This window comes from Pseudoxanthomonas sp. LH2527 (assembly GCF_022539275.1).
Lineage (GTDB): Bacteria > Pseudomonadota > Gammaproteobacteria > Xanthomonadales > Xanthomonadaceae > Pseudoxanthomonas_A.
This window is the reverse complement of record NZ_JAKZBW010000047.1, coordinates 1-16,569: the sequence shown is the minus strand read 5'-3', so window position 1 is coordinate 16,569 and position 16,569 is coordinate 1. Positions and strand designations below refer to the sequence as shown.

Below are 16,569 nucleotides of genomic sequence, written 5' to 3'. Positions count from 1 at the left end.
CGCCACCGAAACGCTCCGCGCCGATCTTCGTCAGCGCCGCCGTCAGCGTCGTCTTGCCGTGGTCAACGTGACCAATCGTGCCCACGTTCACGTGGGGCTTGGTGCGTTCGAACTTACCCTTTGCCATTGTCTTTACCTCTGTATTCGTGATTCGTGATTAGTGACTGGCTTGAAGCGGGACCCGTGCTCTTGCGAATCACGAGTCACGCATCACCAATCACGGCTTTTAGTTCTTCTTGACGACCGCGTCGGCGATGTTGGCCGGCGCTTCCGCGTAGTGGTCGAACTCCATCGAGAACGTCGCGCGACCCTGCGACATCGAACGCAGCGTGGTGGCGTAGCCGAACATTTCGCCCAGCGGCACCATCGCGGCGATCACCTTGCCGGACGGACTGTCGTCCTGACCCTGCAGGATGCCGCGACGACGGCTGACGTCGCCCATCACGTCGCCCAGGTAGTCTTCCGGGGTGACGATCTCGACCTTCATCATCGGCTCCAGCAGGACCGGCTGGGCCTTGCTGAAGGCTTCCTTGAAGGCCATCGAGCCGGCGACCTTGAACGCCATTTCGTTGGAGTCGACGTCATGGAACGAGCCGTCGACCGCCTTGATCGCGATGTCGACCACCGGGAAGCCGGCCAGCGGACCGCTCTTCATGGCGTCTTCGATGCCCTTGCCTGCCGCCGCCACGTATTCCTTCGGCACGACGCCGCCGACGATGGCGCTCTCGTACGAGAAGCCGACGCCACGCTCGACCGGCGACATCTCGATGACGATGTGGCCGTACTGGCCGCGACCGCCCGACTGGCGCACGAACTTGCCGTCCTGCTTGACCGACTTGCGGATCGTTTCGCGGTAGGCCACCTGCGGCTTGCCGACGTTGGCTTCCACGTTGAACTCGCGCTTCATGCGGTCCACCAGGATTTCCAGATGCAGCTCGCCCATGCCCGAGATGATCGTCTGGCCGGATTCCTCGTCGGTCTTGACGCGGAACGAGGGATCTTCCTGCGCCAGACGGCCCAGGGCCAGACCCATCTTCTCCTGGTCGGACTTGGTCTTCGGCTCCACCGCCATCGAGATGACGGGCTCCGGGAACACCATGCGCTCCAGCGTGATGATGTGGTCGAGCGAGCACAGCGTGTCACCCGTGGTGACGTCCTTCAGGCCCACGGCCGCCGCGATGTCGCCGGCGCGCACTTCCTTGATCTCGTCGCGCTGGTTGGAGTGCATCTGCAGGATGCGGCCCACGCGCTCCTTCTTCGACTTGACCGGGTTGTAGACCGCGTCGCCGGAGTTCAGCACGCCCGAGTAGACGCGGAAGAACGTCAGCGAACCCACGAACGGATCCGTCATGATCTTGAACGCCAGCGCCGAGAACGGCTCGTTGTCGCCCGCCTTGCGGCTGTCTTCCTTCTCGTTCTCGTCGATGCCCTGCACCGGCGGACGATCGGTCGGCGACGGCAGCAGCTGGATCACGCCGTCCAGCATGGCCTGCACGCCCTTGTTCTTGAACGCGGAGCCGCAGTAGACCGGGATCACTTCGACCTTCAGGGTGCGCTCGCGCAGACCGGCAATGATCTCGGCTTCGGACAGGTCACCCTCGTTGAGGTACTTGTCCATCAGCTCTTCGCTGGCTTCCGCCGCCGCTTCCACCATGAAGGCGCGATCCGACGCCGCCTTGTCGGCCAGCTCGGCCGGAATATCGCGGTATTCGAACTTGGTGCCCTGCGAAGCGACATCCCAGTGGATGTACTTCATCTTCAGCAGGTCGATGACGCCCTCGAAGCCGTCTTCAGCACCGACCGGCACCTGCATCGGCACCGGGTAGGCACCCAGGCGCGTCTTCAGCTGGTCGACGACCTTGAAGAAGTCGGCACCGGTGCGGTCCATCTTGTTGACGAACGCGAGGCGCGGCACGGCGTACTTGTTGGCCTGGCGCCACACGGTCTCGGACTGCGGCTGCACGCCGCCGACGGCGCACAGCACGAACACCGCGCCGTCGAGCACGCGCAGCGAGCGCTCGACTTCGATGGTGAAGTCGACGTGGCCGGGGGTATCGATGATGTTGAAGCGGTGCTGCGGCAGGGACTTGTCCATGCCGGTCCAGAACGCCGTGGTGGCGGCGGACGTGATGGTGATGCCGCGCTCCTGCTCCTGCTCCATCCAGTCCATGGTCGCGGCGCCGTCGTGCACTTCACCGATCTTGTGGCTGACGCCGGTGTAGAACAGGATGCGCTCGGACGTGGTGGTCTTGCCGGCGTCGATGTGCGCCATGATGCCGAAATTGCGGTAACGCTCGATGGGAGTGGTGCGAGCCACGACAGTCTCTCTTTTCTGATGGAGGGCCGGCGGGATGCCAGGGCCTTCCGTGGAGGGCGATCTTTAGATGGCCGAATGCCGCCTTTCGGCGGCCTTCGGGACGGGACACTGGAGTGCGCCCCAGGGACACCTAGATGGTGCCGAAGGCCCTTGCACGCAAGGGCCCGGAGGCCGTTACCAGCGGTAGTGCGCGAACGCCTTGTTCGCTTCCGCCATGCGGTGGGTCTCTTCACGCTTCTTGATGGCGCCGCCACGGTTCTCGGAGGCGTCCAGCAGCTCGGCGGCCAGCTTGCGCGGCATGGTGTTCTCGCCACGCTTGCGCGCGGACTCGATCAGCCAGCGCATCGCCAGCGCCATGCGGCGCGAGGAACGCACTTCGACCGGCACCTGGTAGGTGGCGCCGCCGACGCGGCGCGACTTCACTTCGACCGCCGGGGACACGTTGTCCAGCGCCTTCTCGACCAGCTCGAGGGCGTTGGGGTTCTTTTCGCCGATGACGTCCATGGCGCCGTACACGATCTTCTCGGCGACCGACTTCTTGCCGCTCAGCATCACCATGTTGATGAAGCGGGCAATCGTCTGGCTGCCGTGCTTGGGGTCCGGCAGGATTTCACGTTGGGGGGCAGAGCCTTTGCGCGACATGATTCTTTTTCCTTAAGCCTTGGGACGCTTGGCGCCGTACTTAGAACGGCCCTGGCGACGCTTGGCGACGCCGGAGGCGTCGAGCGAGCCGCGCACGGTGTGGTAGCGCACGCCCGGCAGGTCCTTCACGCGACCGCCACGCACGAGCACCACGGAGTGCTCCTGCAGGTTGTGACCTTCACCGCCGATGTAGCTGATGATTTCTTCCTGGTTGGTCAGGCGCACCTTGGCGACCTTGCGAAGGGCCGAGTTCGGCTTCTTCGGGGTCGTCGTATAGACGCGGGTGCATACGCCGCGACGCTGCGGGCAGTTGTCCAGCGCGGGCGACTGGCTCTTGTACGTGGGGGCCTGCCGCGGCTTGCGGACCAGCTGATTGACGGTTGCCATAGTGGGTTCTTCGTGTGAAGGCCGGAGCCTTGTTTGACATGAAAACGAAGGCAGGCCGCAAGACGGCCCACCTAGACGGAAAAGTATAGCCGGCAACCCGCCCGACCGTCAACGCGACGGAGGTGGGTGCCTGCCAACTGACTGCGATCCCGCCCTTCCTGGGCCGAAAACGAGGCGCATCCTGCGCCTCTTTTCGTGGTCTGGGACAGCCCGGAGGCCGTCAGGTCGTACGGTTTAGCTGGCGCTGGACTCCTCGCCGGCTTCGTCGGTGGTGGCGACCGCGGCGGCCGGAGCCGCCTCGGCGACGCCGCCCGACAGTGCGTTCACCTCGGCCTCTGTCAGACCGGAGGCGTTGCGGCGACGCTGGTTGTGGTACGCCAGGCCGGTACCGGCCGGGATCAGGCGACCCACGATGACGTTTTCCTTCAGGCCGCGCAGGCTGTCACGGGTGCCGCGGACGGCCGCTTCGGTCAGCACGCGGGTGGTCTCCTGGAAGGAGGCCGCCGAGATGAACGACTCGGTCGCCAGCGACGCCTTGGTGATGCCCAGCAGCACCGGGTCGTACTTGGCCGGCAGCTCGTTGCGGGCGATCAGCTTGGCGTTCTCTTCGATGAAGCGCTGCTTCTCGATCTGCTCGCCTGCCAGGAACTTGCTGTTGCCGGCATCGGTGATTTCCACCTTGCGCAGCATCTGGCGGGTGATCACCTCGATGTGCTTGTCGTTGATCTTCACGCCCTGCAGGCGGTAGACGTCCTGGATTTCCTTGACCAGGTAGGCCGCCAGCGGCTCGACACCCAGCAGGCGCAGGATGTCCTGCGGGCTCGGCTCGCCGTCCACGATGGTTTCGCCCTTGGCCACGTGCTCGCCTTCGAACACGATGATCTGGCGGAACTTCGGGATCAGCTCCTCGTGCTCGGAACCGTCGGTGTCCTTGATGATCAGGCGCTGCTTGCCCTTGGTGTCCTTGCCGAAGCTGATGACGCCGGAGCGCTCGGCCAGGATCGCCGGGTCCTTCGGCTTGCGGGCTTCGAACAGATCGGCCACGCGCGGCAGACCACCGGTGATGTCGCGGGTCTTGGACGCTTCCTGCGGCACCTTGGTGACCACGTCGCCCACGCCGACGGGCGCGCCGTCCTGCAGGTTGACGATCGAACGCGGCGGCAGCAGGTACTGCGCCGGCAGGTCGGTACCCGGGATGCTCAGGTCCTTGCCGTCCTTGTCCACGATGCGGACGATCGGACGCAGGTCCTTGCCCTGCGAACCGCGACGCTTGGGATCGGTGATCTCGCGCGACGCAAGGCCGGTCAGGTCGTCGGTCTTCTCGATGACGGTGACGCCGTCGACGAAGTCCACGAAGCGCACGAAACCGGCCACTTCCGACACGATCGGGTGGTTATGCGGGTCCCAGTTGGCCACGGCCTGGCCGGCGGTGATCTGGGCGCCGTCCTTGACGTTGATGGTGGCGCCGTAGGGCAGCTTGTAGCGCTCGCGCTCGCGACCGTGGCCGTCGAGCACCGACAGTTCGCCCGAGCGCGAGACCGCGACCAGGCTGCCGTTGGCGTGTTCGACGAACTTGAGGTTGTTGAACTTGATCGAGCCGGTCGTCTTGACGGTGATGTTGTCCACCGCCGCCGCACGCGATGCCGCACCACCGATGTGGAACGTACGCATGGTCAGCTGGGTGCCGGGCTCGCCGATCGACTGCGCGGCGATGACGCCGACCGCTTCGCCGATGTTGACGATGTGGCCACGGGCCAGGTCGCGGCCGTAGCAGTGCGCGCACACGCCGAAGGTCGATTCGCAGGTGATGGTGGAACGCACCTTCAGGGCCTGCACGCCGGCATCTTCCAGCTTCTGCACCCACGCTTCGTCCAGCAGCGTGTTGCGGGTGACGATCGGATCCTCGTCGTTGCCCGGCAGGAACACGTCCTCGGCCACGATGCGGCCCAGCACGCGGTCGCGCAGCGGCTCGACCACGTCGCCGCCTTCCACGATCGGGGTCATGGTCAGGCCTTCGTTGCCACCGCAGTCGACTTCGGTGATCACCACGTCCTGCGCCACGTCGACAAGGCGGCGGGTCAGGTAACCGGAGTTCGCCGTCTTCAGCGCGGTATCGGCCAGACCCTTGCGGGCGCCGTGGGTGGAGTTGAAGTACTCCTGCACGTTCAGGCCTTCGCGGAAGTTCGCCTTGATGGGCGTCTCGATGATCGAACCGTCGGGACGGGCCATCAGGCCGCGCATGCCGGCCAGCTGGCGGATCTGCGCCTGGCTACCACGGGCGCCGGAGTCGGCCATGATGTACAGCGAGTTCATCGACTTTTCGTTGATGGTCTCGCCCTTGGCGTTCTGCACCTTGTCGGTACCGATGGTGTCCATCATCGCCTTGGCGATGCGCTCGTTGGTGCGCGACCAGATGTCGACCACCTTGTTGTAGCGCTCGCCGGCGGTGACCAGACCGCTCTGGTACTGCTCCTGGATCTCCAGCACTTCCTGTTCGGCTTCGCCCAGGATGCCCTTCTTCTCGGCCGGGATCAGCATGTCGTCGATGCCGATGGACACGCCGGCGCGCGTGGCGTACGCGAAGCCGGTGTACATCAGCTTGTCGGCGAACACGACCGTGTCCTTCAGGCCCAGCATGCGGTAGCTGGAGTTGATCAGGCGGCTGATGGCCTTCTTGTTCAACTCGGTATTGACCAGGGCGAACGGCAGGCCTTCCGGCAGGATCTCGGCCAGCAGCGCGCGACCGATCGTGGTGTCCACGATGCTGCTCTGCTGGCTGCGGCCGCCGTCCTCGTCGATCACGGTGCCGCTGATGCGGACCTTGACTTTGGCGTGCAGCTCGACGGCACGGTTGTCGTAGGCGCGCTTGACCTCGGCGATGTTGGCGAAGGCCATGCCCTCGCCCTTCTTGTTCTCCAGCGCGCGGGTCATGTAGTACAGGCCCAGCACGACGTCCTGCGACGGCACGATGATCGGCTCGCCGTTGGCCGGCGACAGGATGTTGTTGGACGACATCATCAGCGCGCGCGCTTCCAGCTGCGCTTCCAGCGACAGCGGCACGTGCACGGCCATCTGGTCACCGTCGAAGTCGGCGTTGAACGCGGTGCAGACCAGCGGGTGCAGCTGGATGGCCTTGCCTTCGATCAACACCGGCTCGAACGCCTGGATGCCCAGGCGGTGCAGCGTCGGCGCACGGTTCAGCAGCACCGGGTGCTCGCGGATGACCTCTTCCAGGATGTCCCAGACGTCGGCTTCTTCGCGCTCGACCAGCTTCTTGGCGGCCTTGATGGTGGTGGCCAGGCCACGACGCTGCAGCTTGGCGAACACGAACGGCTTGAACAGTTCCAGCGCCATCTTCTTCGGCAGGCCGCACTCGTGCAGGCGCAGGGTCGGGCCGACCACGATGACCGAACGGCCCGAGTAGTCGACGCGCTTGCCCAGCAGGTTCTGGCGGAAGCGGCCCTGCTTGCCCTTGATCATGTCGGCCAGCGACTTCAGCGGGCGCTTGTTGGTGCCGGTGATGGCGCGGCCGCGGCGGCCGTTGTCCATCAGGGCGTCAACCGACTCCTGCAGCATGCGCTTTTCGTTGCGCACGATGATGTCCGGGGCGTTGAGCTCCAGCAGGCGGCGCAGGCGGTTGTTGCGGTTGATGACGCGGCGGTACAGATCGTTGAGGTCGGAGGTCGCGAAGCGGCCGCCATCCAGCGGGACCAGCGGACGCAGGTCCGGCGGCAGCACCGGCAGCACGGTCATGACCATCCATTCCGGACGGTTGCCCGACTCCAGGAACGCTTCCATCAGCTTGATGCGCTTGGTGAGGCGCTTGAGCTTGGTCTCCGAACCGGTGCTGGCGATGTCCTCGCGCAGGTTGACCATCTCGGCCTGCAGGTCGATCGTGCGCAGCAGGTCGTAGACCGCCTCGGCGCCCATGGCGGCGTCGAAGTCGTCGCCGTGTTCCTGGCGCGCCTGCATGAACTGCTCTTCGGTCAGCAGCTGGCGGCGCTCGAGCGAGGTCAGGCCCGGCTCGGTGACGACATAGGCTTCGAAGTACAGCACGCGCTCGATGTCGCGCAGGGTCATGTCCAGCATCAGGCCGATGCGCGAGGGCAGCGACTTGAGGAACCAGATGTGCGCAACCGGGCTGGCCAGGTCGATGTGGCCCATGCGCTCGCGGCGCACCTTGGCCAGCGTCACTTCCGTGCCGCACTTCTCGCAGACCACGCCGCGGTGCTTCATGCGCTTGTACTTGCCGCACAGGCACTCGTAGTCCTTGATAGGGCCGAAGATGGCCGAGCAGAACAGGCCGTCGCGTTCCGGCTTGAAGGTACGGTAGTTGATGGTTTCCGGCTTCTTCACTTCGCCGAAGGACCACGAACGGATCAGGTCCGGCGAGGCCAGCGCGATCTTGATCGCATCGAAGTCCAGCGTCTGGCGCTGCTGGTTGAAGAGGTTGAGCAGGTCTTTCATTTTGTTTCTCCGTCAGGAGGAAGCTTTGTCGATGGCGGGTTGACCGGGGACGAACGGCGCAGCGGCAGGTCAGTGCCGCCGCGCCACGGCGGTCAGTCTTCCAGTTCCATGTTGATGGCGAGCGAGCGGATTTCCTTCACCAGCACGTTGAAGGATTCCGGCATGCCCGCGACCATCTCGTGGGCACCATCGACGATGTTCTTGTACATCTGGTTGCGACCCTGCACGTCGTCGGACTTGACCGTCAGCATTTCCTGCAGGGTGTGCGCCGCGCCGTAGGCTTCCAGCGCCCAGACTTCCATTTCACCGAAGCGCTGGCCGCCGAACTGCGCCTTGCCGCCCAGCGGCTGCTGGGTGACGAGCGAGTACGGTCCGGTCGAACGCGCGTGCATCTTGTCGTCGACCAGGTGGTTCAGCTTCAGCATGTGCATGTAGCCGACCGTGGTGTGGCGATCGAACGCCTCGCCGGTGCGACCGTCGTACAGCTGCGTCTGGCCGCTGATCGGCAGGTCGGCGAGTTCGAGCATGTGCTTGATCTCGGTTTCCGCCGCACCGTCGAACACCGGGGTGGCCATCGGCACGCCGTCGGTCAGGTTCTTGGCCAGCGCGATCAGTTCGGCATCGCTGAACTGGTCCAGGTCCACGCGGTCCTCGCCCAGCTTCTGGTCGTGGTTGTAGATCTGGGTCAGGAACTTGCGCAGGTCGGCGACCTTGGCCTGGGCTTCCAGCATGTTCTGGATCTTGCGACCCAGTCCCTTGGCGGCCCAGCCCAGGTGCACTTCCAGCACCTGGCCGATGTTCATGCGCGACGGCACGCCCAGCGGGTTCAGCACGATGTCGACGGTCTCGCCCGTGGCCATGTAGGGCATGTCCTCGACCGGCACGATCGTCGAGACGACACCCTTGTTGCCGTGGCGGCCGGCCATCTTGTCGCCCGGCTGGATGCGGCGCTTCACGGCCAGATAGACCTTGACCATCTTCAGCACGCCCGGGGCGAGGTCGTCGCCGGCGGTGATCTTGCCGCGCTTGTCGGCGAAGCGACGCTCGAATTCCTTCTCGTGCGCCTGGATCTGCATCTGGGCGCGCTCGATGGCGTCGGACGCATCATCGTCCTTCATGCGCAGGGTGAACCACTCGGCCTTCTTCAGGCTGTCGAGGTAGGCGTCGGTGATGGCGTCGCCCTTCTTCAGCGCGCCCGGACCGCCGTTGGCGACCTTGCCGACCAGCTGCGAGCGCAGGCGGGCGTAGATGGCGCCTTCGAGGATACGGAACTGGTCGTCGAAGTCCTTCTTGACGCGCTTGATCTCGTTTTCCTCGATCTGGCGCGCGCGCTTGTCCTTCTCGATGCCATCGCGGGTGAAGACCTGCACGTCGATGACGGTGCCGTCCATGCCCGGCGGCACGCGCAGCGAGCTGTCCTTCACGTCGGAGGCCTTCTCGCCGAAGATCGCGCGCAGCAGCTTCTCTTCCGGGGTCAGCTGGCTCTCGCCCTTCGGCGTGACCTTGCCGACCATGATGTCGCCGGCGCGCACTTCGGCGCCGATGTACACGACGCCGCTCTCGTCGAGGCGGTTCAGCGCCTGCTCGGAGACGTTCGGGATGTCGGCGGAGATTTCCTCCGGACCCAGCTTGGTGTCGCGCGCGACGCAGGTCAGCTCTTCGATGTGGATCGTGGTGTAGCGATCCTCTTCCACCACGCGCTCGGAGAGCAGGATGGAGTCTTCGAAGTTGTAGCCGTTCCACGGCATGAACGCGATCAGCATGTTCTGGCCCAGCGCCAGCTCGCCGATGTCGGTCGAGGGACCGTCGGCCAGCACGTCGCCGCGCGCGACCACGTCGCCCACGTTCACCAGCGGACGCTGGTTGATGCAGGTGTTCTGGTTGGAGCGCGTGTACTTGATCAGCGAGTAGATGTCGACGCCGGCATCGGTTTCGCCGGAGATCTCGACCTCGTTGACCTTCACCACGATGCGGCCGGCGTCGATCTGCTCGACCACGCCGCCACGGCGGGCGTTGACGGTCACGCCGGAGTCGCGCGCCACGGCGCGCTCGATGCCGGTACCGACCAGCGGCTTCTGCGCACGCAGCGTCGGCACGGCCTGGCGCTGCATGTTGGCGCCCATCAGTGCGCGGTTGGCGTCATCGTGCTCAAGGAACGGCACCAGCGCCGCCGCGACCGACACGGTCTGCATGGGCGAGACGTCCATGTAGTCCACTTCGCCCGGCGGCTTGAGCAGCGATTCGCCCTGGTAACGGCACGGCACGAACTGCTCGGTCAGGCGGCTCTTGGCGTCATGCAGCGCGTTGGCCTGCGCGATGACGTACTCGTTCTCCTCGATCGCCGACAGGTACTCGATCTCGTCGGTGATGGTGCCGTCCACGACCTTGCGGTACGGGGTCTCGAGGAAGCCGTAGCTGTTGGTGCGCGCGTACACGGCCAGCGAGTTGATCAGGCCGATGTTCGGGCCTTCCGGCGTCTCGATGGTGCAGACGCGGCCGTAATGGGTCGGGTGCACGTCGCGGACTTCGAAGCCGGCGCGCTCGCGGGTCAGGCCGCCCGGGCCCAGGGCCGAGACGCGACGCTTGTGGGTGACTTCCGACAGCGGGTTGTTCTGGTCCATGAACTGCGACAGCTGCGAGGAGCCGAAGAACTCCTTGATCGCGGCGGCCACCGGCTTGGCGTTGATCAGCTCCTGCGGGGTCAGGCCTTCGGACTCGGCCATCGACAGGCGCTCCTTCACCGCGCGCTCGACGCGGACCAGGCCCACGCGGAACACGTTCTCGGCCATTTCGCCGACCGAACGCACGCGGCGGTTGCCCAGGTGGTCGATGTCGTCCACGGTGCCGCGGCCATTGCGGATCTCGGTCAGGACCTTGATGACGTCCAGGATGTCCGAGGTCTCGCCCAGGCTGGCGACCAGGCGCTTGGCCTCTTCGTCATTGCGCGCGCCGAAGTACTTCTTGTCGTACAGCACGGCTTCGCCGGTGGTTTCCTTGCGGCCCACGCGGCGGTTGAACTTCATGCGACCGACGTTGGACAGGTCGTAGCGCTCGAAGGTGAAGAACAGGTTGTGGAACAGGTTCTGGGCGGCGTCCTTGGTCGGCGGCTCGCCGGGACGCATCATGCGGTAGATCTCGACCAGCGCTTCCAGCTGGGTCTTGGTCGGGTCGATGCGCAGGGTGTTGGACAGGTACGGGCCGCGATCCAGGTCGTTGACCCACAGCGTGCCCACGGCGTCCACGCCGGCCTTCCGGAACTTGGCCAGCTGGTCGTCGGTGATCTCGTCGTTGGCGGCGGCCAGCAGCTCGCCGGTGTTGGCGTCGATCACGTCGTGCGACAGGATGCGGCCGACCAGGTATTCGTCCGGCACGGCCAGTGCGGCGATGCCGGACTGCTCAAGCTGCTTCACGTGGCGCGCGGTAATGCGCTTGCCGGCTTCCACGATGACCTTGTCGCCATCGGCCAGGTCGAAGTTCAGCGTCTCGCCGCGCAGGCGCTCGGCGACCAGCTCCAGCTGCACGCCTTCCGGCAGGATGTGGAAGGTGTTGACGTCGAAGAACTCGTTGAGCATTTCTTCGTTGTTGTAGCCCAGCGCGCGCAGCAGGATCGAGACCGGCAGCTTGCGGCGACGGTCGATACGGGTGAACAGCGCGTCCTTCGGGTCGAACTCGAAGTCCAGCCAGGAGCCGCGATAGGGAATGATGCGGGCGCTGTACAGCAGCTTGCCCGAGCTGTGCGTCTTGCCGCGGTCGTGGTCGAAGAACACGCCCGGCGAACGGTGCAGCTGCGAGACGATGACGCGCTCGGTGCCGTTGACGATGAAGGTGCCGTTGTCGGTCATGAGCGGGATCTCGCCCAGGTAGACCTCCTGCTCCTTCACGTACTTGATGGCCTTGGTCGACGACTCGCGGTCGTAGATCACCAGGCGCACGGTCACGCGCAGCGGAGCACCGTAGCTCAGGCCACGGTTGCGGCACTCGCGCTCGTCGAACACGGGCTCGCCGAGCTTGTAGCCGACGTATTCCAGCGCGGCGTTGCCGCTGTAGCTGGCGATCGGGAAGACCGACTTCAGCGCGGCATGCAGGCCACGGTCTTCGCGCTTGGCGGCGTCGGTGTGCTCCTGCAGGAACTCACGGTAGGAATCGACCTGGATGGCGAGCAGGAACGGGACCTCGAGGATCGACCGCTGCTTGCCGAAATCCTTGCGGATGCGCTTCTTTTCGGTGAACGAATATGTCGTCATGTGACTGTGCCTCTGGCGGCGTGGGGCGCGCGTCCGCGACCACACGGGTGACATTCTTTCGAACGGGGGAATTTCCAGTTGGAAGTCGCTGGTATTGCCGGCACCAGCACGCCTTCTGCCGCTACTTCCAACTACAAACTCGTTTGGGCGGGAATCGGGAATAGGGAATGGAGAATCGCTGGCGAGCGGACGACGACGTTGCGCTCTTGCGATTCCCTATTCCCTATTCCCTCTTCCCGTTGAAACGACCGAAGGCCAGGGGCTTTCGCCCCCGGCCTCGGGTTGTCGCCTGAGTGGACCGGCGACGGATACGACTTACTTGACTTCGACGCTCGCACCAGCGGCTTCGAGGTCCTTCTTGAACTTGTCGGCGTCTTCCTTCGAGATGCCTTCCTTCAGCACGCCACCGGCTTCGGTGAGGTCCTTGGCTTCCTTCAGGCCCAGGCCGGTGATGGCGCGGACAGCCTTGATGACGTCGACCTTCTTGGCACCGGCGTCCTTCAGGACGATGGTGAACTCGGTCTGCTCTTCGACCGGGGCGGCAGCGGCGGCCGGACCGGCAGCAGCGGCGACCGGGGCGGCGGCGGAGACGCCGAACTTCTCTTCGATGGCCTTGACCAGCTCCATCACTTCCATCAGGGTCTTGCCGGCAATGGCGTCGACGATCTGTTCGTTGGAAAGGGACATTGTGTTTACCTTTGGAAATTATCTGGGATTAGGGTTCGTAGAACCGTAAAGACGTCGAACTCAGGCTTCGGCCGGGGCTTCGGCAGCGGCTTCCGCCGGCGCTTCACCACCACCCTGCTTGTCGGCCACGGCCTTGACGGCGCGGGCGAACATGGACGCAGGTTCGGCCAGCACGCGGGCCAACATGGCCAGCGCCTGATCGCGGGTCGGCAGCGATGCCAGCACGTCCACATGGCTGGCCGGATACAGCTGGCCACCCACGGAGACGACCTTCGGCAGCAGCTTGTCGTTGCCCTTGGCGAATTCCTTGATCAGGCGACCGGCAGCGCCGGGCTCCTCGGTCGAAAACGCATACAGCAGCGGACCGACGAGCTTGTCCTGGACAACCTCGAACTCGGTACCGGCGACGGCACGCACGGCCAGCGTGTTCTTGACAACTTTCAAGTACACGCCGGTTTCGCGGGCCTTCTTGCGCATCGCGGTCATCTGGGTGACCGAGGTGCCTGCGTATTCGGCAGCGACCAGGGAGTGCGCCTTGGCGGCGACGTCTGCCAGTTCGGCGACTACTTCTTGCTTCTGGGACAGATTGAGAGCCATACACTCCTCACTAATTGACTCCGCTTGCGGCTCCTGCCGCTCGCGGTCCTGGACGGCGTCCATCCTGGATGCCGGGGACTTGCGGTCCCGTCGGTGGCCTGTCTGACTGGCCGGCCTTGCGGCCAGCACCAGAAAACTTCCAGAAGGCGGCACCATCTGCGCAGGTTCACTCCCTTGCGGGGGTGGATTAAGCGATCCCGCTAGCCACGACGGCGATTCCCTGCCAACACGAGCCTCCGTGCCCGTCGTCGTTGCGCGCTGACCGCACCTGCGGTCTTTGACGGCTGTCGCCTGCGCCGGAAACCGGCCTGGGCGACTGCCCTCAAAAGGCTGGGAACGAGTGGTGAGGAAGAAAAACGAGCGGGCCTTGGCAGTGCCGCTTCTACTCGTTTCTCACTCCTCTCCCCTCACTCCTGTTTGTTGCTTATTTCAGGGACAGCGAGGACTGGTCGACGGTGACGCCGGGGCCCATGGTCGAGCTGACCGAAATCTTCTGCAGGTACTGACCCTTGGAGGTGGCCGGCTTGGCCTTCACCAGGTCGATCAGCAGGGCCTGCAGGTTCGACTTCAGCGCTTCGTCCTCGAAGCTGGCCTTGCCGATGGTGCAGTGGATGATGCCGGCCTTGTCGGTGCGGTAGCGCACCTGGCCCGACTTGGCGCTCTTGACCGCCTCGGCCGGGTTCGGCGACACGGTGCCAACCTTCGGGTTGGGCATCAGGCCACGCGGGCCAAGCACCGTACCCAGCTTGCCGACCACACGCATCGCGTCCGGCGTGGCGATGACCACGTCGTAGTTGATGTCGCCGGCCAGCATCTTCTCGGCCAGGTCGTCCATGCCGACGGCTTCGGCGCCTGCGGCGGCCGCTTCGTCGGCCTTGGCGCCGGCCGGGGCGAACACCGCCACGCGGACCGACTTGCCGGTGCCGGCGGGCAGCACGGTGGAACCGCGCACCTGCTGGTCGGACTTCTTGGCATCCACGCCGAGGCGCACGGCCACGTCGACGGACTCGACGAACTTGGACTTGACCGCGGTCTTGATGATCTTCAGGGCCTCGTCAATGGCGTACGCCTTGCCGGGGGTCACGGCGGCCAGGATGGCCTTCTGTCGCTTGTTCTGTGCCATTTCTTAACCCTCTACCGTCAGGCCCATGGAGCGGGCCGAACCCGCGATCGTGCGCACCGCTGCGTCCAGGTCGGCCGCGGTCAGGTCGGGTTCCTTCGCCTTGGCGATGTCTTCGAGCTGCTTGCGGGTGACCTTGCCCACCTTCTCGGTGTTCGGGCGCTTGGAGCCGGACGTGATGCCGACGGCCTTCTTCAGCAGGATCGACGCCGGCGGCGTCTTCGTGATGAAGGTGAAGGTACGGTCGGAATAGGCCGTGATGACCACCGGAATCGGCAGGCCCGGCTCCAGCTTCTGCGTGGCGGCGTTGAAAGCCTTGCAGAATTCCATGATGTTCAGGCCGCGCTGACCCAGCGCAGGACCGACCGGCGGCGAGGGGTTGGCCTGGCCGGCCTTCACCTGCAGCTTGATGTAACCGACAACTTTCTTTGCCATGTGAGTACTCTCCGGGTGCTAGCGCCTGGGTTTCAGGCTCCCCATCGGACCGGGAAAATCACGCGTCCCGACATCGCGTTTTCTTGAACGCACCAATGGCCACCCGAAGGCGGCCATGGCTCCTGCCCGGCATCGCCGTCAGGGAGCCGCGCAGTATATCAGGGTTTCACGGACCCGGCTGAATGCGCCGGGCCGCCCGGATCAGGCCTTCTCGACCTGCCCGAATTCCAGCTCCACCGGGGTGGAGCGGCCGAAGATCAGCACTGCAACGCGCAGGCGGCTCTTCTCGTAATTGACTTCCTCGACCACGCCGTTGAAGTCGTTGAACGGACCATCGGTGACGCGGACCATTTCACCCGGCTCGAACAGCACCTTGGGCTTGGGCTTCTCGACGCCTTCCTGGACGCGATCCAGGATGGCAGCCGCCTCTTCGTCGCGGATCGGCAGCGGACGGTCGGCGGTACCACCGATGAAACCGAGCACCTTGGAGGTGTCCTTCACCAGGTGCCAGCTCTCGTTGTCCATGCGCGGGATGCCGGCCTCGTCGTGGGTCTCGATCTGGACCAGCACGTAACCGGGGAAGAACTTGCGCTCGGAACGGCGCTTCTGGCCGGAGCGCATCTCCACGACCTCTTCGGTCGGGACGAGGACGTCGCCGAACTTCTCCTGCATGCCATCGCGGACGATGCGGTCGCGCAGGGCCTGGGCCACCGACTTCTCGAAGCCCGAATAGGCATGGACGACGTACCAACGCTTCACTGCGGCTCTCTCCTCAACGACCAAAATTCAGGAACAGCTCGATCGCCTTCTGGATGCCGAAATCGAAGGCGGCCAGGATCAGGCTGAGAATGATCACCACGATGACGACGACCCACGTCGTACGGGTCGCCTCCTCGCGGGTCGGCCACACGACCTTGCGCAGCTCGAAACGGGACTCGGACAGGAACTCGCGGGTGTCGCGACCCTTGCCGGTCTGCAGGAACACCAGCGCGCCCAGCACCAGCCCCGCCACCACCGCCAGCGCACGCACCGGCGTGGCCCATTGGCCGTTGAACCACCACCATGCCACCAGACCACCGACGACCAGCGCCAGCGCCAGGACGTACTTGGCGATGTCGCCCGCGGGCGTGGCGGCTTTGGATTGTTCGACCTTGCTGTTCAAGTCAGTTGTCGCTCTTTAGCTCTGGAGGAGTACCGGGATTCCGGACTCCGCGGGGAAGGAAGTGGCACGCCAGGAGGGACTCGAACCCCCAACCTGCGGTTTTGGAGACCGCTGCTCTGCCAATTGAGCTACTGGCGTATCGATAAACTACAACCTTCCCTTAGACGGCGAAGGCGGACCGAGGTTCCGGTCCGCCCTTGTCGCTTCATCAGGCCGCTGGATCCCCGCCTTCGCGGGGATGACGGCCTGACAAAGCCGGGCGGGCAATGCCCGCCCGGGTCAGGACGTCACTTGATGATCTTGGCCACCACGCCGGCGCCGACGGTACGGCCGCCTTCGCGGATCGCGAAACGCAGGCCTTCGTCCATCGCCACCGGGTTGATCAGCGTCACCACCATCTTGATGTTGTCGCCCGGCATGACCATCTCCACGCCTTCCGGCAGCGTCACCGCGCCGGTGATGTCGGTCGTGCGGAAGTAGAACTGCGGACGGTAACCCTTGAAGAACGGGG

13 protein-coding genes and 1 tRNA gene are annotated in these 16,569 nt (G+C 65.0%); all 14 read right to left on the bottom strand.

The window, feature by feature from the left end:
* The coding region (locus tag MMG85_RS18020; RefSeq protein WP_049472805.1) for a GTP-binding protein at window positions 1-127 on the bottom strand (127 nt) is incomplete at its 3' end.
* 99 nt (window positions 128-226) lie between these two features.
* Window positions 227-2,317, bottom strand: coding sequence for an elongation factor G (fusA, locus tag MMG85_RS18015; RefSeq protein ID WP_055945231.1), 2,091 nt, complete (start codon window positions 2,315-2,317; stop codon window positions 227-229).
* A gap of 174 nt (window positions 2,318-2,491) precedes the next feature.
* The gene (gene rpsG, locus MMG85_RS18010; RefSeq protein ID WP_055945227.1) at window positions 2,492-2,959 is read right to left on the bottom strand and encodes a 30S ribosomal protein S7; all 468 of its coding nucleotides are present in this window, start codon (window positions 2,957-2,959) and stop codon (window positions 2,492-2,494) included.
* 12 nt (window positions 2,960-2,971) lie between these two features.
* Window positions 2,972-3,346: a 30S ribosomal protein S12 gene (gene rpsL, locus MMG85_RS18005; RefSeq protein ID WP_055945224.1), complete on the bottom strand. Its 375-nt coding sequence runs from the start codon at window positions 3,344-3,346 to the stop codon at window positions 2,972-2,974.
* 234 nt (window positions 3,347-3,580) lie between these two features.
* Complete coding sequence (rpoC, locus tag MMG85_RS18000; protein WP_055945219.1) at window positions 3,581-7,813, bottom strand: DNA-directed RNA polymerase subunit beta'; 4,233 nt, start codon at window positions 7,811-7,813, stop codon at window positions 3,581-3,583.
* Between the two features lie 92 nt (window positions 7,814-7,905).
* Window positions 7,906-12,057, bottom strand: coding sequence for a DNA-directed RNA polymerase subunit beta (gene rpoB / locus MMG85_RS17995; RefSeq protein WP_241047283.1), 4,152 nt, complete (start codon window positions 12,055-12,057; stop codon window positions 7,906-7,908).
* A 315-nt stretch (window positions 12,058-12,372) separates the two neighbouring features.
* On the bottom strand, window positions 12,373-12,744 hold the full coding sequence (gene rplL / locus MMG85_RS17990; RefSeq protein WP_055945212.1) for a 50S ribosomal protein L7/L12: 372 nt from the start codon (window positions 12,742-12,744) through the stop codon (window positions 12,373-12,375).
* A gap of 60 nt (window positions 12,745-12,804) precedes the next feature.
* A complete protein-coding gene (rplJ, locus tag MMG85_RS17985; RefSeq protein WP_055945209.1) occupies window positions 12,805-13,341 on the bottom strand; it encodes a 50S ribosomal protein L10 in 537 nt (178 codons plus the stop codon).
* A 424-nt stretch (window positions 13,342-13,765) separates the two neighbouring features.
* Window positions 13,766-14,464: a 50S ribosomal protein L1 gene (gene rplA / locus MMG85_RS17980; protein WP_241047282.1), complete on the bottom strand. Its 699-nt coding sequence runs from the start codon at window positions 14,462-14,464 to the stop codon at window positions 13,766-13,768.
* Window positions 14,465-14,467: 3 nt separating this feature from the next.
* Entirely contained in the window at window positions 14,468-14,896 is a 429-nt protein-coding gene (gene rplK / locus MMG85_RS17975) for a 50S ribosomal protein L11 (protein ID WP_055945202.1), read from the bottom strand.
* A gap of 201 nt (window positions 14,897-15,097) precedes the next feature.
* Window positions 15,098-15,655, bottom strand: a complete 558-nt coding sequence (gene nusG, locus MMG85_RS17970) for a transcription termination/antitermination protein NusG (RefSeq protein WP_241047281.1) — start codon at window positions 15,653-15,655, stop codon at window positions 15,098-15,100.
* 13 nt (window positions 15,656-15,668) lie between these two features.
* Window positions 15,669-16,058 carry a preprotein translocase subunit SecE gene (gene secE / locus MMG85_RS17965; RefSeq protein WP_055945194.1) on the bottom strand — a complete coding sequence of 130 codons (390 nt, stop codon included), beginning with the start codon at window positions 16,056-16,058 and terminating at the stop codon, window positions 15,669-15,671.
* A 62-nt stretch (window positions 16,059-16,120) separates the two neighbouring features.
* Window positions 16,121-16,196, bottom strand: a tRNA-Trp gene (locus MMG85_RS17960).
* Between the two features lie 149 nt (window positions 16,197-16,345).
* The coding region (locus tag MMG85_RS17955; protein WP_241047280.1) for an elongation factor Tu at window positions 16,346-16,569 on the bottom strand (224 nt) is incomplete at its 5' end.